This is a genomic window from Bacillus cereus group sp. BfR-BA-01310 (assembly GCF_022664325.1).
Classification (GTDB): domain Bacteria; phylum Bacillota; class Bacilli; order Bacillales; family Bacillaceae_G; genus Bacillus_A; species Bacillus_A paramycoides.
The window spans coordinates 316,730-340,566 of the sequence record NZ_JAKUHD010000001.1 but is presented as its reverse complement, the minus strand read 5'-3'; the positions used below and the strand labels follow the sequence as shown (position 1 = coordinate 340,566).

Below are 23,837 nucleotides of genomic sequence, written 5' to 3'. Positions count from 1 at the left end.
GATATTCCCTGCTTAACGGCAGGGGCTTTTGTTAGCTAACGAGAAAGAATAAGATATACCGTCTTTATGAACGGAATCTTTTCTTGTAAATGGTACATGGCGGCAGGAAGGAGGCTGTTTATGGATAAGAAAGTCACAGAAGTTGTAGAAGCATTTGCGCAGCCAATCGTTGAAGAGTTAAATCTTGAACTTGTAGATGTAGAGTATGTGAAAGAAGGACAAGACTGGTTCTTACGCGTATTCATCGATTCTGAAAAGGGAGTCGACATTGAAGAATGCGGTGCGGTAAGTGAACGTTTAAGCGAAGCTTTAGATAAAGAGGATCCAATTCCTCATCTTTACTTTTTGGATGTATCATCTCCTGGAGCGGAACGCCCATTAAAGAAAGAGAAAGACTTCCAGCAAGCGGTAGGAAAACAAGTGGCAATTAAAACATATGAGCCGATTGATGGTGAAAAGATGTTTGAAGGAAAGCTACTTTCCTACGACGGTACTACAATTACACTACTATTAACAATTAAAACACGTAAAAAAGAAATCCAAATTCCAATGGATAAAGTTGCAAATGCGCGACTTGCTGTTACGTTTTAGTAAGAAGGGGGATCTTCATGAGCACTGAGTTGTTAGATGCTTTGCTCGTATTAGAGTCAGAAAAAGGTATTAGTAAAGATATTATTATTGATGCAATTGAAGCAGCATTAATATCTGCTTATAAACGCAATTTTAACCAAGCACAAAACGTTCGTGTGAGCTTTAACCCAGAAGTGGGAACAATTCAAGTTTTAGCACGTAAGGACGTTGTTGATAATGTGTTTGATCCACGTCTTGAAATCTCTGTAGAAGAGGCGAGACAAATTAATCCAAACTACCAAGATGGCGACGTACTAGAAATTGAAGTAACGCCAAAAGATTTTGGTCGTATTGCAGCGCAAACTGCAAAACAAGTTGTAACACAACGAGTTCGTGAGGCGGAACGTGGTGTTATTTATTCAGAATTTAGTGATCGTGAAGAAGACATTATGGTTGGTATTGTACAGCGTCAAGATGCTCGTTTCATCTATGTAAGCTTAGGAAAAGTGGAAGCTTTATTACCTGTAAGTGAGCAAATGCCAAATGAGCAATATAAACCACATGATCGTATTCGCGTATTCATTACAAAAGTAGAAAAGACAACGAAAGGACCACAAATTTACGTATCACGTACACATCCTGGTCTTTTAAAACGTTTATTCGAAATGGAAGTTCCAGAAATTTATGATGGAACTGTAGAAATTCGCTCTGTAGCACGTGAAGCAGGCGACCGTTCTAAAATTTCTGTATATGCAGAGAATATCGATGTTGATCCAGTAGGTTCTTGTGTAGGACCGAAAGGACAACGTGTACAACGCGTTGTGGATGAACTAAAAGGTGAAAAGATTGACATCGTTCGCTGGTCAAATGATCCAGTTGAATATGTTGCAAATGCTTTAAGTCCATCACAAGTTGTTAAAGTACTTGTAGATGAAGAAGAAAAAGCAACAACTGTTGTTGTTCCAGACCACCAGCTTTCATTAGCAATTGGTAAGCGTGGACAAAATGCGCGTCTTGCAGCTAAATTAACAGGCTGGAAAATTGATATTAAAAGTGAGTCTGATGCGAAACAACTTGGTATTGTGACAGAAGAAGATAGCGTAATCGCATTCGGATTCGATTCAGTTGAAGACGAAATCGAGTAGAGGTGATGAGTATGAGCAATCGAAAAGTTCCGTTACGAAAATGTATTGCGACGCAAGAGATGAAATCAAAACGAGAGCTCGTTCGCATTGTTCGTTCCAAAGAGGGCGAAGTGTCTATTGATTTATCAGGAAAAAAATCAGGACGAGGTGCATATTTGTCAAAAGATAAAGAATGCATTATTCAAGCCCAAAAGAAAAACATTTTGGAACATCATCTAAAAGCGAAAATCGACAGTTCTCTGTACGAAGAGCTTCTTGAGCTTGTTGAGAAGGAGTCGAAATAAGTGTCCGATTGGAAATCGTTTTTAGGACTAGCAAACCGCGCTCGAAAAATCATTTCGGGTGAAGAACTCGTTTTAAAAGAAGTACGAAGTGGCAAAGCAAAGCTTGTATTGCTTTCTGAAGATGCGTCAGCGAACACTACAAAACGTATCATTGATAAAACCACGTACTACAACATACCAATGAGAAAAGTCGAAAATCGACAACAATTAGGGCATGCGATTGGGAGAGACGAGCGAGTCGTTGTAGCTGTGTTAGATGAAGGCTTTGCGAAAAAGCTACGTAGCATGCTCGATACAAATTACCGGGGGTGAAGGTATGAGTAAAATTCGAGTACATGAATATGCAAAAAAAAATAATATCTCAAGTAAAGATCTTATGACAAAACTAAAAGAGATGAATATCGAGGTTTCGAATCATATGACAATGTTAGAAGATGAAGTAGTAAACAAATTAGATAATCAATATAACACTGGAGCGGAAAAACCTTCTGTTGCAGATGAGTTTGAAGTAGAAGAGAAAGTTGTTCGCAGTAAAAAGAACAGCAATAAGAAGAAGAAAAAAGGCAAAGGAAATGAAGACAAACGTCAAGATAACTTTGCTGGAAGACAACAAACGCAAATAGTAGAAACACCAGATAAAATTACTTTCTCTGGAAGCCTTACAGTAGGTGACCTTGCTAAAAAGTTAAGCAAAGAGCCATCTGAAATTATTAAAAAGCTCTTCATGCTAGGAATTATGGCAACAATTAACCAAGATCTAGATAAAGATACAATTGAGTTAATTGCTACTGATTACGGTATTGAAGTAGAAGAAGAAGTAGTTGTAAGTGAAACTGAATTTGAAACATTCATCGATGAGCAAGATGATGAAGAAAACTTAAAAGAACGTCCAGCTGTTGTTACAATTATGGGACACGTTGACCATGGTAAAACAACTTTACTTGACTCTATCCGTAATTCAAAAGTAACTGCTGGCGAAGCTGGTGGAATTACTCAGCATATCGGTGCATACCAAGTTGATGTAAATGATAAGAAAATTACATTCTTAGATACACCAGGTCACGCGGCATTTACAACGATGCGTGCTCGTGGTGCGCAAGTAACGGATATTACAATTCTTGTTGTTGCAGCTGATGACGGTGTTATGCCACAAACAGTAGAAGCGATTAGCCATGCGAAAGCAGCTGGAGTACCAATTATTGTGGCTGTGAATAAAATGGATAAACCAGCGGCAAATCCTGATCGTGTAATGCAAGAATTAACAGAATATGAATTAGTTCCAGAAGCTTGGGGCGGAGACACGATTTTCGTACCAATTTCTGCAATTCAAGGCGAGGGAATTGACAACTTGCTAGAAATGATTCTTCTTGTAAGTGAAGTAGAAGAATATAAAGCAAATCCAAATCGCTATGCAACTGGTACTGTAATTGAAGCGCAGCTTGATAAAGGTAAAGGAACTATCGCGACATTACTTGTTCAAAACGGTACACTTCGAGTTGGAGATCCAATTGTTGTTGGAACATCATTCGGTCGTGTTCGTGCAATGGTAAGTGATATTGGTCGTCGTGTAAAAGTTGCTGGTCCATCAACGCCTGTTGAAATTACAGGTTTAAATGAAGTACCACAAGCGGGCGATCGTTTCATGGCATTCGCTGATGAGAAGAAAGCTCGTCAAATCGGTGAATCACGTGCACAAGAAGCGTTAGTTGCACAACGTGGTGAGAAATCTAAATTAAGCCTTGAAGATTTATTCCAACAAATCCAAGAGGGCGATGTAAAAGAGATTAACTTAATTGTGAAAGCAGACGTACAAGGTTCTGTAGAAGCAATGGCAGCATCACTTCGTAAAATTGATGTTGAAGGCGTAAAAGTGAAAATTATCCATACAGGCGTAGGTGCGATTACAGAATCTGATGTTATTTTAGCTTCTGCATCTAATGCAATTATAATTGGATTTAACGTACGCCCTGATGTGAATGCGAAGCGTACAGCTGAATTAGAGAACGTTGATGTTCGTTTACACCGTATTATCTATAAAGTAATCGAAGAAATTGAATCAGCAATGCAAGGTATGCTGGATCCAGAATTCGAAGAAAAAGTAATCGGTCAAGCGGAAGTTCGTCAAACGTTCAAAGTAACAAAAGTTGGAACAATCGCAGGTTGTTACGTAATAGACGGTAAAATTACACGTGATAGTGGCGTTCGTATTATCCGTGATGGCGTAGTAATTTTCGAAGGACAACTTGATACGTTAAAACGTTTCAAAGACGACGTAAAAGAAGTTGCACAAAACTATGAGTGTGGTATTACAATTGAGAGATATAATGATCTTAAAGAAGGGGACATCATTGAAGCGTACATTATGGAAGAAGTGAAGCGATGATTATCGCTTCACTCTCATTCGAGTGTATGATTTACGATGTGCATTCTTTAAAAGAGAAACGAGCAATTTTGCAACGTGTGTTAACTCGTGTGAAACAGCGCTATAATGTAGCTGTTTCTGAAGTTGGGCATCAAGATGTATGGCAACGTACAGAAATTGCAATTGTTTCCGTATCCTCAAATCGTGTTGTCTGTGAAAAAGAAATGAATCGTGTACTTGAGTATATCGATTCATTTCCTGAAATTGAACGTACGATAACACAATTGGAATGGTATTGAATGAGGTGAAGAATTATGAAATTACGTGCGAACCGTGTAGGCGAGCAAATGAAAAAAGAATTAGGCGACATCATCAGTCGTAAAATTAAAGATCCACGTGTCGGATTTGTTACAGTAACAGATGTACAAGTGAGTGGAGATTTACAAATTGCTACAGTATATATTTCTGTTTTAGGTGATGAAGAACAGAAAGAAAGTACATTAAAAGGTTTGGCGAAGGCAAAAGGCTTCATTCGTTCAGAAATTGGCCAACGTATTCGTCTTCGTAAAACACCGGAAATTTCCTTTGAATTTGATGAGTCTATCGGATATGGTCATCGAATTGATACACTTTTACATGAAATTAATAAAGAAGGTAAACGTGAAGAATAATGGATAGACAATTGTCTATCCATTTTTTCAATGCAAAATAAGTTTTGGATATTTACTATGAAAGAATTATGATGAGGTGAACATATATGGAAGGTGTAGTATTATTACATAAGCCAAAAGGCATGACATCACATGATTGTGTATTTAAATTAAGAAAGATTTTACGTGAGAAACGAATTGGTCATACGGGAACATTAGATCCGGATGTAACAGGAGTATTACCTATTTGTGTTGGACGAGCAACGAAGATTGCACAGTTTTTAACGAGTGAAACGAAAACATATGAAGGCGAAGTGACATTAGGATTTTCAACAACAACTGAAGATGCTTCTGGTGAAGTTGTGGAAACAAAAAATGTTGACCGTGTTATTACTCGTAAAGAAGTAGAAGGAGTTCTTGCAGAATTAACAGGTACGATTGAACAAATGCCTCCGATGTTTTCAGCTGTAAAAGTTAACGGGAAAAAATTATATGAATATGCAAGAGCAGGACAAGAAGTTGAACGTCCAGTTCGTACAATTACAATTCATGAATTTGTATTACTTGATGAACATGAAGTTTTTGAAGGGGAAAACGTTTCATTCCGTTTCCGTGTAACGTGTAGTAAAGGAACATATGTAAGAACGCTAGCAGTAATGATTGGTGAAAAACTTGGTTTTCCATCACATATGTCTCACCTTGTAAGAACAGCATCTGGTGAATTTTTACTAGAAGATTGCATATCATTTGAAGAAATTGAAGAAAACGTGCAAAATGGAACAGTAGAGTCTATTTTCATCTCAATTGATGAGGCGCTAAGTAAGTTTCCAAAAATGGTTGTAGATGAAAAGCAAGCAGAGAAAATAAAAAATGGTATGTTCTTAAAGAATGAATTAGAAACAACAGCACCATTTATTACAGTATTTGATAAAAATGATCGTTGCTTAGCAATTTATGAGCACCATCCAAAACACCCTGGTATGCTAAAGCCAATGAAAGTACTTGTGAATAATCAAGAACTAAAGCTATAATGAATTATTGGAAGGATTATTACAGAAAAAGGTGAATTCAAGCGTGAAACTTATTCATTTAACTCATCCACATGAACAAAATAAAATAGAATTACCACCTACTGTAATGGCATTAGGATATTTTGATGGCATTCATTTAGGACATCAACGTGTAATTCGAACAGCGAAAAAAATAGCGGATGAAAGAGGATGTAAAAGTGCTGTCATGACGTTTCATCCACACCCATCTGTTGTATTAGGAAAAAAAGAAGCGCATGTGGAGTACATTACACCGATGCGCCTTAAAGAAGAAATCATCGCAAGTTTAGGAATTGATATATTATATGTGGTGAAATTCGATGAACCATTTGCTGGATTATTGCCACAACAGTTTGTCGATGATTATATTATTGGTTTAAATGTAAAGCATGTAGTAGCAGGCTTTGATTATTCATATGGACGTTTAGGAAAAGGGAAGATGGAGACTTTACCATTTCATGCAAGAGGGGAGTTTACACAGACCGTGATCGAAAAAGTTGAATATCAAGAAGAAAAAGTAAGTTCTACTTCATTACGAAAGTTAATTCGAAATGGCGAAATGGAACAAATTCCATCTATTTTAGGAAGAGCATACACGGTAGAAGGAACAGTTGTGCACGGTGATAAGCGTGGACGCCAAATTGGTTTTCCGACTGCAAATGTAGGTTTAAGTGATGAATATTTGTTGCCACCTGTAGGTGTATACGCAGTAAGGCTGAAAGTTCATGATGAGTGGCATGATGGCGTATGTAATATCGGATATAAACCAACTTTCAAAGAGAATGAGCGTCAATTATCGATTGAAGTACACCTATTTGAATTTAATAAAGACATATATGAACAAAGTGTTACAGTAGAGTGGCACATGCGTATAAGAGAAGAAAAAAAGTTCAATGGTATTGATGAGTTAGTTGCACAAATCGCTCGGGATAAAAAAGTTGCCCAAGAATATTTTGCGAGCGTAAAGAATACACTTGCTTTTTCAAATGAAAAGTAGTATTCTATGTTATGTACTTTATGACAACCATTGCTTGGCATTGCGACTCACCGACGCTTGCTAGGTAATTGGGGGTTTAATTAATAGGAGGTGAAATAGGATGGCTTTAACACAAGAGCGTAAAAATGAAATCATTGCACAATTTAGAACTCATGAGACTGATACTGGTTCTCCAGAGGTTCAAATTGCTGTCCTAACGGAGCAAATTAACACTCTAAACGAGCACTTACGTACTCACAAGAAAGATCATCATTCACGTCGTGGTCTATTAAAGATGGTTGGTAAACGTCGTAACTTACTAACTTACCTTCGTAATAGCGATATCACACGTTACCGTGAATTAATCACAAAGCTTGGCTTACGTCGATAGTCAAAGAAGCGGGAATATTCCCGCTTTTTTGTTAGGTAAAAATATATCTTCTACGCTTTATAGCTTACTTAATTTTCGGCAATACTAGAGGTAGAATATTGTGATATACTATCCATTTACATAGAAGAATTGAATACTTTAAATTGAGAGGGGTACTTAAATGAGTCAAGAAAAGCAAGTCTTCTCGATAGATTTAGCTGGTCGCCAGCTAACAGTTGAAACTGGTCAGCTTGCAAAACAAGCGAACGGAGCAGTATTAGTAAGATATGGCGATACAGCGGTTCTATCTACAGCAACTGCATCAAAAGAGGCTAAAAATGTAGATTTCTTCCCACTTACAGTAAACTATGAAGAGCGTTTATATGCAGTCGGAAAAATTCCAGGCGGTTTTATTAAACGTGAAGGTCGTCCAAGTGAAAAAGCAATTTTGGCAAGTCGTTTAATCGACCGTCCAATTCGTCCGCTTTTCGCAGATGGTTTCCGTAACGAAGTACAAGTTGTCAGCATTGTAATGAGTGTTGATCAAGATTGTTCTTCTGAAATGGCAGCTATGCTTGGTTCTTCATTAGCGTTATCGATTTCAGATATTCCATTTGAAGGCCCAATCGCTGGTGCAACAGTTGGTCGTATTAATGGCGAATTCGTTATTAATCCAACAGTAGAACAGCAAGAACAAAGTGATATTCACCTTGTTGTAGCGGGTACGAAAGATGCAATTAACATGGTTGAAGCAGGAGCAGATCAAGTACCTGAAGAAACAATGTTAGAAGCAATTATGTTTGGACATGACGAAATTAAACGTCTGATTGCATTCCAAGAAGAGATTGTACAAGCTGTAGGTAAAGAGAAATCAGAAGTGAAACTTTACGAAGTTGATGCTGATATTAATCAAGCTGTACGTGAAATGGCTGAGAAAGATATGCATTCTGCAATTCAAGTGCATGAGAAACATGCACGTGAAGATGCAATTAACGAAGTGAAAAAACGTGTAATTGAGCATTACGAAGCTCAAGAAGCTGACGCTGACACATTAGGACAAGTAAATGAGATTTTATATAAAATTGTAAAAGAAGAAGTACGTCGTCTTATTACAGTTGAAAAAATCCGCCCAGATGGTCGTAAAGGTGATGAAATTCGTCCTTTAGCATCAGAGGTTGGTATTTTATCTCGTACACACGGTTCTGGTTTATTCACACGTGGACAAACACAAGCATTAAGTATTTGTACATTAGGTGCATTAGGCGATGTGCAAATTTTAGATGGTCTTGGTGTAGAAGAATCAAAACGCTTCATGCACCATTACAATTTCCCATCATTTAGTGTTGGTGAAACAAGACCGATGCGTGGACCAGGTCGTCGTGAAATTGGTCACGGTGCACTAGGAGAACGTGCTCTTGAGCCTGTAATTCCATCTGAAAAAGATTTCCCATACACAGTACGTCTTGTATCTGAAGTATTAGAATCAAATGGTTCAACTTCACAGGCAAGTATTTGTGGTAGTACTTTAGCAATGATGGATGCTGGTGTTCCGCTTAAAGCTCCAGTTGCTGGTATTGCAATGGGTCTAGTTAAATCTGGTGAGCATTACACAATTTTAACTGATATTCAAGGTATGGAAGACCATTTAGGCGATATGGACTTTAAAGTAGCAGGTACAGCACAAGGTGTAACTGCACTGCAAATGGATATTAAAATCGATGGTTTATCTCGTGAGATTTTAGAAGAGGCATTACTACAAGCGAAAGTTGGTCGTATGCACATTCTAGATCATATGTTATCTGTTATTGCAGAGCCACGTACTGAATTATCAGCTTACGCTCCAAAGATTATTACAATGACAATTAACCCAGATAAAATCCGTGACGTTATTGGACCAAGCGGTAAACAAATTAATAAAATCATTGAAGAAACTGGCGTTAAAATTGACATCGAGCAAGATGGTACAGTATTCATTTCTTCAATAAATCAAGAAATGAATGACAAAGCGAAGAAAATTATCGAAGATATCGTTCGCGAAGTACAAGTAGGTGAAATCTACGAAGGAAAAGTAAAACGTGTCGAGAAATTCGGTGCTTTCGTTGAATTATTCAGCGGTAAAGATGGATTAGTTCATATTTCTGAACTTGCACTTGAGCGTGTAGGTAAAGTAGAAGACGTTGTGAAAATTGGTGATGTGATCACAGTTAAAGTTATCGAGATTGACAAGCAAGGTCGCGTGAACCTATCTAGAAAAGTATTGCTAAAAGAAGAGCAAGAAAAAGAAGCTGTTAAAGAAGAAAATAAACAAGAGCAGCAATAAGTAAAAGCCAGTTTAACTGGCTTTTTTTGTTATGTAAAAAATGTGATTCATATAGATTTTTATGTGAGTATAGGTATAGTTTTCATCATAACGCTCAAATTAACAAAGATAAGAAGAAAATGGTTTCTTTTTTTATAGTTAATGGGAGGGTTTTTTATGAAAGTTCGTATATTGGCATACATATTTATATTTTCTTTATATGTGGGTTTTGGCTCTTATTCAGTCTTTGCACAGGATAGCTTGCATGAAGAGATTCGAAAGCATGCAAAACAGTACGAGATCTTGCCGCAAAATGCGATGATTGATAAGATTTGGAAAGCGACGCCTGGGTATAATGGAAGACAAGTGGATATAGAAGCGTCCTATAATAATATGAAGAAGCTCAAGAAGTTTGATCACAAACAACTTGAATTTAAGGAAGTATCACCAAGTGTCCACTTAGCAGATTTATCACCAGCTCCCATTTATCGAGGACATCCAAATAAAAAAATGGTGGGATTAACAATTAATGTGGCCTGGGGTAATGAGTATTTGCCACGTATATTAGAGATATTGAAAAAACATGATGTGAAGGCGACTTTCTTTTTAGAAGGGCGTTGGGTGAAAGAAAATTTACGATTTGCAAAAATGATTGTGGATGCAAATCAAGAAGTAGGAAATCATTCTTACACACATCCTAATATGAAAACGCTATCTGCGGATGAAATACGAGATCAATTACAAAAAACGAATCGAATGATAGAAGCAGCTACGAATCAAAAAGTGAGATGGTTTGCCCCGCCAAGCGGAAGCTTTCGGGATGAGGTAGTAAAAATAGCGAATGATTTCCAAATGGGGACGATTATGTGGACTGTAGATACAATTGATTGGAAGCGTCCAGAACCGGATGTACTATTGCAGAGAGTAATGCGAAAAATCCATCCAGGTGCTATTGTGCTAATGCACCCTACTTCATCTACAACAGAAGCGTTAGATACTATGATTAAAAATTTGAAGGAACAAGGATATAAAGTGGGGAATATTACAGAATTACTAGATGAAAAACGTGTGGATTAAATACATTTGCATGACATTCATCTGTAAACTTGTTATCATTAAACAATAGCAATTATTTAGAGAAACTGGCAGTAGGAGGAAAGTTTTTGATTAAAAAATATACTTGTAAAAATGGTGTAAGAATTGTTATGGAGAATATACCAACTGTACGCTCGGTTGCGATTGGGATATGGATCCATGCAGGTTCAAGAAATGAAAATGAAAAAAATAATGGAGTTTCGCACTTTTTAGAGCATATGTTCTTTAAAGGGACAGAAACGCGAAGTGCAAGAGAGATTGCAGAATCATTTGATAGCATTGGCGGACAAGTAAACGCTTTTACTTCAAAAGAATATACATGTTACTATGCGAAGGTGCTAGATGAGCATGCTAAATATGCTTTAGATGTATTAGCGGATATGTTCTTTAACTCAACATTTGATGAGGAAGAACTGAAAAAAGAGAAGAATGTCGTATGTGAAGAAATTAAAATGTACGAAGATGCTCCAGATGATATTGTGCATGATATGTTAACGAAAGCAACATATGAAACGCATCCGCTTGGATATCCTATTTTAGGAACAGAGGAAACGCTTGAAACATTTACAGGTGATACGTTACGTCAATATATTAAAGACCACTATACACCTGAAAACGTAGTTGTATCAATTGCTGGAAATATTGATGAAGCATTTGTTCAAACTGTGGAACAATATTTCGGTAATTACGAAGGAACAACAAATCGTGAACAAGTACATAGCCCAATTTTCCACTTTAATAAAGTATCACGTAAAAAGGAAACAGAACAAGCTCATTTATGTTTAGGATATAAAGGCTTGCAAATGGGACACGAAGATATTTATAACTTAATTGTATTGAATAATATTTTAGGTGGTAGCATGAGTAGCCGTTTATTCCAAGAAGTACGTGAACAACGTGGATTGGCATACTCAGTATTTTCTTACCATTCTTCTTATGAAGATACAGGTATGTTAACGCTTTACGGTGGAACAGGCAGTCAACAATTAGATACACTGTATGAAACAATGCAAGAAACGTTAGATACGTTAAAAAATACAGGTATTACAGAAAAAGAGCTTGTTAATAGTAAAGAACAATTAAAAGGAAACTTAATGTTAAGTTTAGAAAGTACCAATAGTCGTATGAGTCGTAACGGTAAAAACGAACTGCTTCTTCGTAAACATCGTTCTCTTGATGAGATTATTGAAAGTGTAAATACTGTAACAAAACAAAATGTAGACGAATTAATTCGCAACATGTTTACCGATGAATTCTCTGCAGCACTTATTAGTCCAGATGGAAAACTGCCAAAAGGAATGAAACTTTAATCGGTTTTGTAATTCATTCGCTTTTGGAAATAACCGTATCTCTTTTATATGAGATACGGTTATTTTTTTTTGATATGCAGAATAGGTACTTATTATAGGATAACCTTCATGAAAAGTAGGATAGGGGGAGATTTAATGCGTTTAAGTGAATTAAGTGGCAAAGAGATTGTGGATTTAGAAAGAGCAGAAAAAATGGGAGTTTTAGGTCATACAGATTTAGAAATTGATGAGAGAGATGGACAAATACAAGCGCTTATTATACCTGTTGGGAAATGGGGAGGTTTTAAAAGAGAACAGCAAGAAATGAGAGTAGAATGGAGCAAAATAAAGAAGGTGGGACATGATATGATACTTTGTGATCTTACGAACCATTCAAAATCGGAGTGAAAGATGACCATTTTGGTTGTCTTTTTTTATTTTTATATAAAGTGAAACTTTAATCAGTGGGGGTTTTGTCCGTCCCCCACTGATTATTAGCCCACACCAATCATAAATCACGTGTGCTTTTTGTTTTTCAATCACCTCAAACTCGTACATTACATATGATGTGGAGGAAAAAGAAAAAGTAGGCATTTTTCTTATAAATGAAAGAAAAAGAAGGTGAATTAGGGAATGTTGACTGAGATGCATATTGCTGTCATAGGAGGAGATGCACGGCAGCTAGAAGTAATTCGCAAGCTAGTCGAACTGGACGCGAAACTTTCATTAATAGGGTTTGAACAGTTAGATCATGGCTTCACAGGGGCAGCAAAAGAAAGTATACAAGATTTAGATTTCACTTCTTTAGATGCGATTATTTTGCCGGTTGCAGGGACGAATGCCAAAGGAGAAGTAGATACTATTTTTTCAAATGAAAAAGTTTCCATAACGAAAGAACAAATTGAAAAGACGCCAGAAAACTTTACTATATATTCAGGTATTGGTACACCTTACTTGGAAAATCTCGTGTCTACTACAAATCGCAAACTGGTAAAATTATTTGATCGTGATGATGTTGCAATCTATAACTCTATTCCGACTGTAGAAGGTACATTAATGATGGTTATTCAACATACTGATTACACAATTCATGGGTCGAATGTAATGGTTTTAGGATTTGGTAGAACTGGTATGAGTGTAGCAAGAGCCTTTCAATCATTAGGAGCACATGTCAAAGTTGGAGCGAGACGTTCGGAACATATTGCTCGTATTACAGAAATGATGTTTTCTCCTTTTCATATGCAAGACATTGAGAAAGAAGTAAGCAATATCGATATTGTTATTAATACAATTCCGCATCTCGTGGTAACGGCAAGTGTACTTTCACGGATGCCTGCTCACACGTTAGTTATAGATTTGGCTTCTAAGCCAGGTGGAACAGACTTTCGTTATGCGGAAAAGCGAGGCGTGAAGGCACTATTAGCACCTGGTCTTCCTGGAATTGTTGCACCGAAAACAGCTGGGCAAATTTTAGCGAATGTTCTTTCTCAGTTATTAATAGCAGATGCAAGTGCAAAGGAGGAGGATGAGAAATGAGTTTGAAGGGGAAACGAATTGGTTTCGGATTTACAGGTTCACATTGTACGTATGAGGAAGTTATGCCGCATCTAGAAAAGTTAATTGCAGAAGGTGCGGAAGTGCGTCCAGTTGTCTCTTATACTGTCGAATCAACAAATACTAGATTTGGCGAAGGGGCAGAATGGATTAAAAAAATTGAAGAAATAACGGGATTTAAAGCAATAAATTCAATTGTCGGAGCAGAACCATTAGGACCGAAAATCCCGCTAGATTGTATGGTAATTGCTCCTTTAACTGGAAATTCGATGAGTAAATTTGCTAACGCGATGACAGATTCTCCAGTATTAATGGCGGCGAAGGCGACGCTTAGAAATGGCAAGCCTGTTGTGTTGGCTGTATCGACGAATGATGCTTTAGGTCTTAATGGGGTAAATCTCATGCGCCTAATGGCCACAAAAAACATATACTTCGTCCCGTTCGGCCAAGATGCACCAGAGAAAAAACCGAACTCAATGGTAGCTCGTATGGAGTTACTTGAAGATACAGTATTAGAGGCGTTACAAGGAAAGCAATTGCAACCTGTTGTTGTAGAAAAATTCAGATATATGAATTAAAAAACGAAAAAAAACGGACAATTTTTGATGAAACCATCATTCTTACTGTAGAATATGATAAAATTAACGTTATTAAGATTAGAAGGGGCATCGTAGCTCCTTCTAATTCTAAGTTATAGAAGGATTGGTATCTAGAAAGGGGCATAGTGATGGAAAAGCAAAAAACTTTTCATGTCGCTGTAGTTGGAGCAACCGGCGCAGTTGGTGAACAAATGTTAAATACTTTAGAGAAACGAGAATTTCCAATTGGGAAGTTAACGTTACTTTCATCTAAACGATCTGCAGGTAAGAAACTTGTATTTAAAGGCGAAGAATTTACAGTTCAAGAGGCAACTCCTGAAAGTTTTGAAGGAGTAGATATTGCACTATTTAGTGCTGGAGGATCTGTATCGAAACAATTAGCGCCTGAAGCAGCAAAGCGCGGTGCAATTGTTGTTGATAATACAAGTGCATTCCGTATGACAGAAAACGTGCCACTTGTTGTACCTGAAGTAAATGAAAATGATTTAAAAGAACATAATGGTATTATTGCAAATCCAAACTGTTCTACAATTCAAATGGTAGTAGCTCTTGAACCAGTTCGTCAGCAATATGGTTTAACACGAGTAATCGTTTCCACATACCAAGCTGTATCGGGTGCTGGTGCGGCAGCTATTGAAGAACTTCATGAACAATCACAAGCAATCTTAAATGGAGAAGAAGTAAAGGCGAATGTTTTACCTGTATCAGGTGACGAAAAGCATTTCCAAATCGCTTTTAACGCTATTCCACAGATTGATAAATTCCAAGATAATGGATTTACATTTGAAGAAATGAAAATGATTAATGAAACGAAAAAAATTATGCATATGCCTGAATTAGAAGTAGCTGCGACATGTGTACGTTTACCAGTTGTATCAGGTCATTCTGAGTCTGTGTACATTGAAGTGGATAAAGAAGGCGTAACAGTAGAAGAAATGAAAAACTTACTTGCAAATGCAGAAGGTATTGTACTGCAAGATAATCCAGCAGAGCAGTTATATCCAATGCCTGCTACTGCAGTAGGTAAAAACGAAGTATTCGTTGGAAGAATCCGTAAAGATTTAAATAATGATAAAGGGTTCCATCTTTGGGTCGTATCTGATAACTTATTAAAAGGCGCTGCATGGAATTCTGTTCAAATCGCAGAGCGCTTAGTAAAATTACAATTAGTGTAAACGGCTAAGAGAAGGTGCAAAATATGAAAATTATTGTTCAAAAATTTGGTGGTACATCAGTACGTGATGACAATGGGCGTAAGCATGCGCTTCACCATATAAAAAAATCGTTAGCTGCTGGTTATAAAGTAGTTACTGTCGTATCAGCAATGGGCCGTAAAGGTGAACCGTATGCAACTGATACGTTATTAAGTCTTGTAAATCAAGAGGAATCTAATATTTCTAAACGTGAGCAAGATTTATTATTATCATGTGGAGAATTAATCTCAGCAATTGTTTTCTCTAATATGTTAAATGAGAATGGCATAAAAGCAGCAGCGCTAAATGGTGCACAAGCTGGTTTTGTAACGAATGCGGATTTTACTAATGCGAAAATAGTTGAAATGAATTGCGATCGTATACATGAAGAGTTACAAAATGTAGATGTTATTGTCGTTACTGGATTCCAAGGTCAAACGAAAAATGGAGATACGACAACACTTGGACGCGGAGGTAGTGATACTTCAGCTTCAGCATTAGGTGTTGCGCTTCATGCTGAATATATTGATATCTTCACAGATGTAGAAGGTGTTATGACTGCGGATCCTCGTATCGTTAAAGATGCACGTCATCTTCAAACTGTAACGTATAACGAGATTTGTAACATGGCTTACCAAGGTGCGAAAGTTGTTCATCCGCGTGCGGTTGAAATTGCGATGCATGCAAAAGTACCACTTCGTGTACGCTCTACGTATTCTGATAGTGAAGGTACTCTTATTGCGGCATACGATGGTGCTACAAAAGGGCAGGATGTAGAAGAACGTCCTGTTACAGGTATTGCTCACGTATCAAGCGTAACGCAAATTAAAGTACTTGCAAAAGAAACTGCATATGATTTGCAACAACAAGTGTTTAAAGAGATGGCAAACGAAGGCATTAGTGTTGACTTAATTAACATTTCTCCTACTGGCGTAGCTTATACAGTAAATGATAGTGTATCAGCTCGTGCTGTTGAAGTCTTAAAACAACTTGGATATGAGCCAATTGTGACAGAACATTGTGCGAAAGTATCTATTGTTGGAGCTGGAATGGCAGGATACCCAGGGGTTACTGCGAAAATTGTTACAGCTTTAGCGGAAAAAGGTATTCAAATTTTGCAATCGGCAGATAGTCATACAACGATTTGGGTTCTTGTAAAAGAAATCGATTTAGTGGAGGCTGTAAATGCATTACATAGTGCGTTTGAGCTTTCAAAAGAAAAGCAACTGGAACAATAAGGAGTGAGACCATGATAGATTTTGGGACAATTGCAACCGCGATGGTAACACCGTTTGATATAAACGGTAATATCGATTTTGCAAAGACAACGAAATTGGTAAATTATTTAATTGATAACGGTACAACAGCAATCGTGGTAGGAGGAACGACAGGTGAATCTCCTACATTAACTTCAGAAGAAAAAGTAGCGTTATATCGCCATGTCGTATCTGTTGTCGATAAAAGGGTGCCCGTAATCGCTGGAACAGGTAGCAATAATACACATGCTTCGGTTGATTTAACTAAAAAGGCAACAGAAGTTGGTGTCGATGCAGTTATGCTAGTGGCGCCGTATTATAACAAACCGAGTCAAGAAGGGATGTATCAGCATTTTAAAATAATCGCTGAAAGCACTCCGCTTCCGGTTATGCTATATAATGTTCCGGGACGATCTATTGTACAAATCTCCGTTGATACAGTTGTTCGTTTATCAGAAATAGAAAACATTGTTGCGATTAAAGATGCAGGCGGCGATGTGTTAACAATGACAGAAATCATTGAAAAAACAGCGGACGACTTTGCGGTATACAGCGGTGATGATGGTTTAACGTTACCAGCTATGGCAATTGGAGCAAAAGGTATTGTTTCTGTAGCATCTCATGTTATCGGGAATGAAATGCAAGAAATGATTGCTGCATTCCAAGCTGGAGAGTTCAAAAAAGCGCAGAAATTACATCAATTACTAGTAAAAGTAACGGATGCACTATTTATGGCGCCAAGCCCAACACCAGTAAAAACAGCATTACAAATGGTTGGATTAGATGTAGGTTCGGTACGTTTGCCGCTTCTTCCATTAACAGAAGAAGAAAGAGTAACGTTACAATCTGTAATGCAATCTATTCCTCGTTAATAAAAATGGCCTAGTGAAAAACTAGGTCATTTTTATTTTGATTAAATATATGTGAGTGGTAAAAATCAGCAGGGGATGGCATAATATTGGTTAGAAACTGCTTACAGAGATAAGATGTTTTAGTAAAAATCGCTTCATGTTTATGTAAAGAACTTACATGTGTATTTTTCCATTAAACTCCTATCTAAGTAGGAAAAATAGTGGGTACGATATGAAAAAATTCCTCGTAAATTACAACCTCACTTTAGCTTCTTCTCTAGTCTTTCGCATAATTTAACTTGTGTTCTATTTCTTGTATCAGGTATAATATGGCTAAGTAGCTTAGTACGGGTATGCTTAGCAAAATTGGGAAAAATTATGATTTAATGAAATTTTCATATCATATCGAATAAGATATTTGATTTATATAATGAAAGAGAGGTGAAACCTGGTTTAAAAAATAAACAAGGACATGATATCGCATAACGGTAAGGACATTCGTCTTGGACGGTGAATATATGGTGGTTGTAGAGTTTCCCCTGGTGTCTCTGCAATTTTAGTGAAATCAGTGTTTGCAAGATTTTTAAACCAGGCAACAACATGAAGAGAAAAGAGAATGAGTCTGTTAAAGTATTTGCTCTTGGCGGAGTAGGTGAAATCGGAAAAAACATGTACTGTGTTGAAATTGATTCTGAAATCTTTATTGTAGATGCAGGATTGATGTTCCCGGGAGATGAAATGTTTGGGATTGATATTGTTATTCCTGATATTACATATTTAGTAGAAAATCAAGAGCGAGTAAAAGGACTATTTATAACTCACGGTCATGAAGATCATATCGGTGGAATTGTTTATGTACTTCGTAAATTATCTATTCCAGTATATGCGACGAAATTAACGGTAGGACTTATACAAGAAAAGCTTGGCGAAGCAGGAATGTTAGGCCGTGTAGATTTAAAAACAATTGACTCGAATTCAACTGTTGAGTTTAATTCAACAACTGTGTCATTCTTTGGAACGACACATAGTATTCCGGATTCTGTTGGTGTTTGTTTCCATACATCAAAAGGTGCTGTAGTGTATACAGGAGATTTTAAATTTGATCAAACTCCAATCGGAAATAGTGGAGCGGATCTTGGGAAAATGGCTCAAATCGGAAATGAAGGCGTACTGTGCTTATTATCTGATAGTACAAATGCTGAACGTCCTGGCTATACTGGTTCGGAAAAAGAAGTTGGTATAGAGATTTCAAAAGTGTTCTATAGTGCAGAAGGTCGCCTTATTGTTGCTTCATTTGCATCGAATGTACATCGCATCCAACAAGTATTTGATGCAGCTGCCGAAACAGGACGAAAAGTAGCGGTAGTAGGACGTAGCATGGTAAAAGTGGTAGACATTGCAAGACGTCTTGGTTATTTAGATGTTCCTGAAGGTATGATTATTTCATTACAAGAAGTAGACAATTTCCCGGAGAAAAAGGTAGCTATTTTAACGACAGGTAGTCAAGGTGAGCCGATGGCAGCCCTTTCTAGAATGGCAAAGCAAGCTCATAAACAAATTTCAATTCGTAAAGGTGATACGGTTATTATTGCAGCTTCTCCAATTCCAGGAAATGAAATATCTGTATCGAAAATCATTGATTTGTTATTTAGAGCTGGAGCTGAAGTTGTTTACTACGGTGAAAGAAAAGTTCACGTTTCAGGTCACGGTAGCCAAGAAGAATTAAAACTGATGTTAAACTTAATGAAGCCGAAGTATTTTGTACCCGTACATGGTGAGTTCCGTATGCAAAAAGCACATGCATATTTAGCGGAAGATGTAGGTATTGCGAGAGAGAATATCTTTATCGTAGAAAAAGGTGATGTAATTGCTTTTGGCGACGACGAAGCAAACTTAGTCGGTAAAGTGCAAGCTGGCAATGTTTTAATTGATGGATTAGGTGTGGGTGACGTTGGTAACATTGTTCTTCGAGATAGAAAGATGTTATCTCAAGATGGAATTTTAGTTGTCGTTGTGACACTTGGTAAAGATGAAAAGAAAATCATCTCTGGTCCAGAAATTATTTCACGTGGTTTCGTATACGTTCGTGAATCAGAAGCATTAATCGAACGATCTACAGATATTGTACGTATGATTGTTGAACAATCAATTAAAGAGTATACAATTGAATGGTCTATGTTGAAACAAAATATTCGTGAATTATTAGGGCAGTTCTTGTACGAAGAAACGAAGAGAAAGCCAATGATTTTACCGATTATTATGGAAGTATAAAGAAGGTCACCTTTACAGGTGATCTTTTTCTTTTTTAACCCTATCGAATGAAATTTATAACTTAAGAAATAATAGTTATATACGAGTGAAAGGGGATGCGATATGACAGAACGTGATCGTTATACAAATGAAGAAAAGGAAGCTGAGCCGAAAGAAGCTTCTATAGTGGAGAAAATTCAACAGCTTGGACAAACGAATGTACCGCAAATGAATGAAGCACGTATTCATTGTTTAACAATCGTTGGACAGGTGGAAGGTCATGTTCAGTTGCCGCCGCAAAATAAAACAACAAAATATGAGCACATCATTCCGCAAATTGTCGCGATTGAACAAAATCCGAAAATTGAAGGCTTGCTCTTAATATTAAATACAGTTGGAGGTGACGTTGAAGCTGGGCTAGCAATTTCTGAAATGGTGGCTTCACTTTCGAAACCAACTGTATCTCTTGTTTTAGGAGGAGGGCATTCAATTGGTGTACCGATTGCTGTCTCGACTGACTATTCATTTATTGCCGAAACAGCTACGATGACAATTCATCCAATTCGTTTAACAGGTCTTGTTATAGGTGTGCCGCAAACATTTGAGTATTTGGATAAAATGCAAGAAAGAGTCATTCGATTTGTGACAAAGCATTCGAAAGTAACAGAAGATCGCTTTAAAGAACTTATGTTTGCGAAAGGGAATTTGACACGAGATATTGGGACAAATGTAATTGGTGGAGATGCAGTGAAGTATGGTCTTATAGATGATGTCGGTGGTATTGGGAGTGCACTTCGAAAATTAAACGAATTAATTGATGCGCGCATGGACGATCATACAGAAGGGACAATGCTACAATGATCTTATATACAATTATGCCAGAACAACTTGTATATCCGGCCGATTATTCACAGTGCGAAAGCCAAAAAGTTGTAAATATAAACGGTGTAGAATTAATGGTCTCTGAAGAGGATCATCAATGTTATTCTATTGTACGGGTGTTAAGTACGAATCCATCTCACTACTTAGAATTTGAGCCTGGGCAGAAAATAACCTTTTAGTAAAAAGAAGGATTTTGTTTAGAAGCTATGGTATAATATAAAAAACAAGACGGTTGAGCAGCCATGAGTAGGCTGCTTTCTTCTGTTTATTTAACATTTTACAAGAAGTGTAAAAATAGAAGATATAAAGACCTGAAAAATAGAGAGAAAGACATATAAGTAGAGCTTTTTTATAAGGAAGTTGTACTTAATTTTAGAACATGAGGTGAAGAAATGGCAAAACAAAAGCAAAGAGGGACGAAGGCAAAGGCAAGACGTACGATAAAGCCAACTTTGTATTATGAAATCGTCGGTTTGACTCTTTTTGCACTTTCGATTATTACGATTTTACAGCTAGGTGTTGTAGGGAAATCGTTTGTGTTGTTTTTTCGCTTCTTCTTTGGTGAGTGGTACATAATTGGTGTGTTAGGTGTAATAGCTTTATCAGTTGCGTTCGTCATAAAGCGTGGGTGGCCGAACCTTTTAAATAAACGGCTAATTGGTGTTTATTTAATTGTATTAGCGATATTAATGTTTAGTCATATTACATTATTTAATCTTCTTACAAAAGATGGAGCGGTGCAAAATACATCTGTTATTGTTAGTACAAAAGATAACTTCTTTCTTGAAATGAAAAAGGGTCCAGATAGCGTTCATTTAGGCGGTGGTATGTTTGGTGCGCTTATGTTTGCAACATGCTACTTCTTATTTGATGAAGTAGGAGCATATATCATTGGAATTATTTTAGTTATCCTCGGAATACTTTGTATAACAAATAAGCATATTGGAGAAGTGCTTGCTCCAGTAGGAAGAATACTTAGAAGTCAATTTCAAGTGATGCAAGGGGATTATAAAGATTGGAGATCTAAAAGGGTCGCCGAGCAAACTGAAAAGAAAAAAACAACAAGAAGCACGCGCCGTGAACGTGTTGCCGAACAAGAAGAAGCTATTGAGCCGGTAGAAGAAATAGAAATTGGACCACCAATTATTTCGAACTTTACTGAGAATTATCCAATAAGTGAAGAGACGGAAAAGCGTATTGAAGAAGAGAACGAAAATGATTCAATTACATCTCCGTTTATTGAAGAAGCAGTTCCGCCTACGCCAGTAGAGCAATCGCAAAAGAAACGAGGAGAAAAAATCGTTGAATCGCTAGAAAGTGAAACGAAAGCGCCACCTATGCAATTTTCTAATGTGGAAAATAAAGATTATAAGCTTCCTGCTCTTGATATATTGAAATTTCCAAAGAATAAACAACTTACAAATGAAAATGCGGAAATTTATGAGAATGCTCGTAAATTGGAACGTACATTCCAAAGTTTTGGTGTGAAAGCGAAAGTAACAAAAGTACATAGAGGTCCTGCAGTTACGAAGTATGAAGTGTACCCTGATATGGGAGTAAAGGTAAGTAAAATTGTTAGTTTAAGTGATGATTTAGCACTTGCTTTAGCTGCGAAAGATATTCGTATTGAAGCACCTATTCCCGGGAAATCGGCTGTAGGGATTGAGGTTCCGAATTCAGAAGTTTCTATGGTAACGCTTAGAGAAGTTCTAGATTCAAAGGCGAATAACCATCCAGAAGAGAAGTTATTAATCGGTCTTGGACGTGATATTACCGGTGAAGCTGTGTTGGCACGTTTGAATAAAATGCCTCATTTACTAGTGGCTGGTGCAACTGGTAGCGGAAAGAGTGTATGTATTAATGGAATTATCGTTAGTATTTTAATGCGTGCGAAACCGCATGAAGTAAAATTAATGATGATTGACCCGAAAATGGTAGAGTTAAATGTATATAACGGGGTTCCGCACTTATTAACACCAGTTGTAACTGATCCGAAAAAAGCGTCACAGGCGTTGAAAAAAGTTGTGAGTGAAATGGAGCGTCGCTATGAATTGTTCGCGCATAGTGGAACGCGTAATATTGAAGGATATAACGATCATATTAAAGAACATAATAGCCAATCAGAAGCGAAACAACCTGAATTGCCATATATTGTAGTAATTGTGGACGAGTTAGCTGATTTAATGATGGTTGCTTCTTCTGATGTAGAAGATGCAATTATGCGTTTAGCACAAATGGCACGTGCTGCTGGTATTCATTTAATTATTGCGACACAACGTCCGTCAGTTGACGTTATTACGGGTGTTATTAAGGCGAATATTCCATCACGTATTGCATTTGCTGTATCTTCCCAAACAGATTCTCGAACGATTCTTGATGGTGGTGGTGCTGAGAAATTGCTAGGTCGTGGAGATATGTTGTTCATACCAATTGGTGCATCGAAACCTGTTCGTGTACAAGGGGCATTTTTATCTGATGATGAAGTTGAGAGAGTCGTAGAATATGTTGTTGCACAACAAAAAGCGCAATATCAAGAGGATATGATTCCACAAGATGTTCCTGAAACAAGACAGGAAGTAGAAGATGAATTATACGATGAAGCGGTTCAGCTTGTAGTAGAAATGCAAACAGCATCTGTTTCTATGTTGCAACGTAGATTTAGAGTAGGATATACACGAGCAGCTCGCTTAATTGATGCAATGGAAATGAATGGTGTAGTAGGTCCTTACGAAGGTAGTAAACCGAGAGAAGTACTCATTAAAGATGTACAAGAAAAAAGTTCTTAAAAAAAGCCTAATTGTTTTTACAATTAGGCTTTTTCATATACTGTTTTTGTTATATACTATAGTCAACAATGAAGAAAGGGCTTACATTACGAGGTGCTCTTTAGAATACGAATGCTTTTCGTTTTGTTTTTTAAAACGTTCGATATTTAATGTAGAAAAGTGTTGAATTATGTTGACACATATGGGAGCAAGTGGTAAGATTACTTCGAAAAGAATCACTGCCTCATATAATCTTGGAGATAAGGTCCATAAGTTTCTACCTGGCAACCATGAATTGCTAGACTATGAGGGGAAAAGTGTGTAACAAAGGATGTAAGGGATCTTTGTGCCGAACTTTTTCTCGATATGAGGAATGTTTATGGTGCAAAGTTTTTTTT

23 protein-coding genes and 1 riboswitch are annotated in these 23,837 nt (G+C 37.1%); all 23 genes read left to right on the top strand.

Going from position 1 to position 23,837, the window contains the following annotated elements; translation table 11 throughout:
• Window positions 1-120 precede the first annotated feature (120 nt).
• A complete protein-coding gene (gene rimP / locus MR109_RS01715) occupies window positions 121-591 on the top strand; it encodes a ribosome maturation factor RimP (RefSeq protein WP_000359095.1) in 471 nt (156 codons plus the stop codon).
• 17 nt (window positions 592-608) lie between these two features.
• On the top strand, window positions 609-1,715 hold the full coding sequence (nusA, locus tag MR109_RS01710) for a transcription termination factor NusA (RefSeq protein WP_002173086.1): 1,107 nt from the start codon (window positions 609-611) through the stop codon (window positions 1,713-1,715).
• Window positions 1,716-1,726: 11 nt separating this feature from the next.
• Entirely contained in the window at window positions 1,727-1,999 is a 273-nt protein-coding gene (gene rnpM / locus MR109_RS01705) for an RNase P modulator RnpM (protein WP_000071123.1), read from the top strand.
• Window positions 2,000-2,311, top strand: a complete 312-nt coding sequence (locus tag MR109_RS01700; protein ID WP_001286519.1) for a YlxQ family RNA-binding protein — start codon at window positions 2,000-2,002, stop codon at window positions 2,309-2,311. It abuts the gene before it with no gap.
• A 4-nt stretch (window positions 2,312-2,315) separates the two neighbouring features.
• Window positions 2,316-4,382, top strand: a complete 2,067-nt coding sequence (infB, locus tag MR109_RS01695; protein WP_048371629.1) for a translation initiation factor IF-2 — start codon at window positions 2,316-2,318, stop codon at window positions 4,380-4,382.
• Window positions 4,379-4,660, top strand: a complete 282-nt coding sequence (locus MR109_RS01690; RefSeq protein WP_017151268.1) for a DUF503 domain-containing protein — start codon at window positions 4,379-4,381, stop codon at window positions 4,658-4,660. Before infB ends, MR109_RS01690 begins: the two co-directional genes overlap by 4 nt.
• Before the next feature lie 15 nt (window positions 4,661-4,675).
• A complete protein-coding gene (rbfA, locus tag MR109_RS01685; RefSeq protein ID WP_000776443.1) occupies window positions 4,676-5,032 on the top strand; it encodes a 30S ribosome-binding factor RbfA in 357 nt (118 codons plus the stop codon).
• An 86-nt stretch (window positions 5,033-5,118) separates the two neighbouring features.
• On the top strand, window positions 5,119-6,042 hold the full coding sequence (gene truB, locus MR109_RS01680) for a tRNA pseudouridine(55) synthase TruB (protein ID WP_048371625.1): 924 nt from the start codon (window positions 5,119-5,121) through the stop codon (window positions 6,040-6,042).
• Window positions 6,043-6,085: 43 nt separating this feature from the next.
• A complete protein-coding gene (gene ribF / locus MR109_RS01675) occupies window positions 6,086-7,057 on the top strand; it encodes a bifunctional riboflavin kinase/FAD synthetase (protein WP_002173083.1) in 972 nt (323 codons plus the stop codon).
• A 100-nt stretch (window positions 7,058-7,157) separates the two neighbouring features.
• Window positions 7,158-7,427, top strand: a complete 270-nt coding sequence (gene rpsO / locus MR109_RS01670) for a 30S ribosomal protein S15 (protein WP_001229392.1) — start codon at window positions 7,158-7,160, stop codon at window positions 7,425-7,427.
• Window positions 7,428-7,587: 160 nt separating this feature from the next.
• A complete protein-coding gene (gene pnp, locus MR109_RS01665) occupies window positions 7,588-9,726 on the top strand; it encodes a polyribonucleotide nucleotidyltransferase (protein WP_242270738.1) in 2,139 nt (712 codons plus the stop codon).
• A gap of 156 nt (window positions 9,727-9,882) precedes the next feature.
• Complete coding sequence (locus MR109_RS01660) at window positions 9,883-10,782, top strand: polysaccharide deacetylase family protein (protein WP_071718863.1); 900 nt, start codon at window positions 9,883-9,885, stop codon at window positions 10,780-10,782.
• A gap of 86 nt (window positions 10,783-10,868) precedes the next feature.
• Entirely contained in the window at window positions 10,869-12,110 is a 1,242-nt protein-coding gene (locus MR109_RS01655; protein ID WP_002173079.1) for a M16 family metallopeptidase, read from the top strand.
• 135 nt (window positions 12,111-12,245) lie between these two features.
• Window positions 12,246-12,497, top strand: a complete 252-nt coding sequence (locus MR109_RS01650) for a YlmC/YmxH family sporulation protein (RefSeq protein ID WP_048371618.1) — start codon at window positions 12,246-12,248, stop codon at window positions 12,495-12,497.
• A gap of 225 nt (window positions 12,498-12,722) precedes the next feature.
• Window positions 12,723-13,625, top strand: a complete 903-nt coding sequence (gene dpaA, locus MR109_RS01645; protein WP_002173077.1) for a dipicolinic acid synthetase subunit A — start codon at window positions 12,723-12,725, stop codon at window positions 13,623-13,625.
• A complete protein-coding gene (dpaB, locus tag MR109_RS01640) occupies window positions 13,622-14,221 on the top strand; it encodes a dipicolinate synthase subunit B (protein ID WP_002173076.1) in 600 nt (199 codons plus the stop codon). The genes dpaA and dpaB overlap by 4 nt, the downstream gene beginning before the upstream one ends.
• 149 nt (window positions 14,222-14,370) lie before the next feature.
• Entirely contained in the window at window positions 14,371-15,417 is a 1,047-nt protein-coding gene (gene asd, locus MR109_RS01635; RefSeq protein ID WP_002173075.1) for an aspartate-semialdehyde dehydrogenase, read from the top strand.
• A 23-nt stretch (window positions 15,418-15,440) separates the two neighbouring features.
• On the top strand, window positions 15,441-16,673 hold the full coding sequence (gene dapG, locus MR109_RS01630) for an aspartate kinase (RefSeq protein ID WP_071718913.1): 1,233 nt from the start codon (window positions 15,441-15,443) through the stop codon (window positions 16,671-16,673).
• Between the two features lie 11 nt (window positions 16,674-16,684).
• Window positions 16,685-17,563, top strand: a complete 879-nt coding sequence (gene dapA / locus MR109_RS01625) for a 4-hydroxy-tetrahydrodipicolinate synthase (protein WP_071718914.1) — start codon at window positions 16,685-16,687, stop codon at window positions 17,561-17,563.
• Between the two features lie 579 nt (window positions 17,564-18,142).
• Window positions 18,143-19,813 carry a ribonuclease J gene (locus tag MR109_RS01620; protein ID WP_025148357.1) on the top strand — a complete coding sequence of 557 codons (1,671 nt, stop codon included), beginning with the start codon at window positions 18,143-18,145 and terminating at the stop codon, window positions 19,811-19,813.
• Between the two features lie 102 nt (window positions 19,814-19,915).
• Window positions 19,916-20,653 carry a translocation-enhancing protein TepA gene (tepA, locus tag MR109_RS01615; RefSeq protein WP_025148358.1) on the top strand — a complete coding sequence of 246 codons (738 nt, stop codon included), beginning with the start codon at window positions 19,916-19,918 and terminating at the stop codon, window positions 20,651-20,653.
• Entirely contained in the window at window positions 20,650-20,853 is a 204-nt protein-coding gene (locus MR109_RS01610) for a YlzJ-like family protein (protein WP_002173070.1), read from the top strand. Before tepA ends, MR109_RS01610 begins: the two co-directional genes overlap by 4 nt.
• Before the next feature lie 213 nt (window positions 20,854-21,066).
• Complete coding sequence (locus MR109_RS01605; protein ID WP_071718916.1) at window positions 21,067-23,460, top strand: DNA translocase FtsK; 2,394 nt, start codon at window positions 21,067-21,069, stop codon at window positions 23,458-23,460.
• Window positions 23,461-23,663: 203 nt separating this feature from the next.
• A riboswitch (purine riboswitch) is annotated at window positions 23,664-23,765 on the top strand.
• Window positions 23,766-23,837 lie beyond the last annotated feature (72 nt).

Bases quoted from the DNA above. Each gene is read 5' to 3' on its own strand.
- rimP (WP_000359095.1), top strand. From the start codon at position 121: ATGGATAAGAAAGTCACAGAAGTTGTAGAAGCATTTGCGCAGCCAATC.
- nusA (WP_002173086.1), top strand. From the start codon at position 609: ATGAGCACTGAGTTGTTAGATGCTTTGCTCGTATTAGAGTCAGAAAAA.
- rnpM (WP_000071123.1), top strand. From the start codon at position 1,727: ATGAGCAATCGAAAAGTTCCGTTACGAAAATGTATTGCGACGCAAGAG.
- infB (WP_048371629.1), top strand. From the start codon at position 2,316: ATGAGTAAAATTCGAGTACATGAATATGCAAAAAAAAATAATATCTCA.
- MR109_RS01690 (WP_017151268.1), top strand. From the start codon at position 4,379: ATGATTATCGCTTCACTCTCATTCGAGTGTATGATTTACGATGTGCAT.
- rbfA (WP_000776443.1), top strand. From the start codon at position 4,676: ATGAAATTACGTGCGAACCGTGTAGGCGAGCAAATGAAAAAAGAATTA.
- truB (WP_048371625.1), top strand. From the start codon at position 5,119: ATGGAAGGTGTAGTATTATTACATAAGCCAAAAGGCATGACATCACAT.
- rpsO (WP_001229392.1), top strand. From the start codon at position 7,158: ATGGCTTTAACACAAGAGCGTAAAAATGAAATCATTGCACAATTTAGA.
- pnp (WP_242270738.1), top strand. From the start codon at position 7,588: ATGAGTCAAGAAAAGCAAGTCTTCTCGATAGATTTAGCTGGTCGCCAG.
- MR109_RS01660 (WP_071718863.1), top strand. From the start codon at position 9,883: ATGAAAGTTCGTATATTGGCATACATATTTATATTTTCTTTATATGTG.
- MR109_RS01650 (WP_048371618.1), top strand. From the start codon at position 12,246: ATGCGTTTAAGTGAATTAAGTGGCAAAGAGATTGTGGATTTAGAAAGA.
- dpaA (WP_002173077.1), top strand. From the start codon at position 12,723: ATGTTGACTGAGATGCATATTGCTGTCATAGGAGGAGATGCACGGCAG.
- dpaB (WP_002173076.1), top strand. From the start codon at position 13,622: ATGAGTTTGAAGGGGAAACGAATTGGTTTCGGATTTACAGGTTCACAT.
- asd (WP_002173075.1), top strand. From the start codon at position 14,371: ATGGAAAAGCAAAAAACTTTTCATGTCGCTGTAGTTGGAGCAACCGGC.
- dapG (WP_071718913.1), top strand. From the start codon at position 15,441: ATGAAAATTATTGTTCAAAAATTTGGTGGTACATCAGTACGTGATGAC.
- dapA (WP_071718914.1), top strand. From the start codon at position 16,685: ATGATAGATTTTGGGACAATTGCAACCGCGATGGTAACACCGTTTGAT.
- MR109_RS01620 (WP_025148357.1), top strand. From the start codon at position 18,143: ATGAAGAGAAAAGAGAATGAGTCTGTTAAAGTATTTGCTCTTGGCGGA.
- tepA (WP_025148358.1), top strand. From the start codon at position 19,916: ATGACAGAACGTGATCGTTATACAAATGAAGAAAAGGAAGCTGAGCCG.
- MR109_RS01610 (WP_002173070.1), top strand. From the start codon at position 20,650: ATGATCTTATATACAATTATGCCAGAACAACTTGTATATCCGGCCGAT.
- MR109_RS01605 (WP_071718916.1), top strand. From the start codon at position 21,067: ATGGCAAAACAAAAGCAAAGAGGGACGAAGGCAAAGGCAAGACGTACG.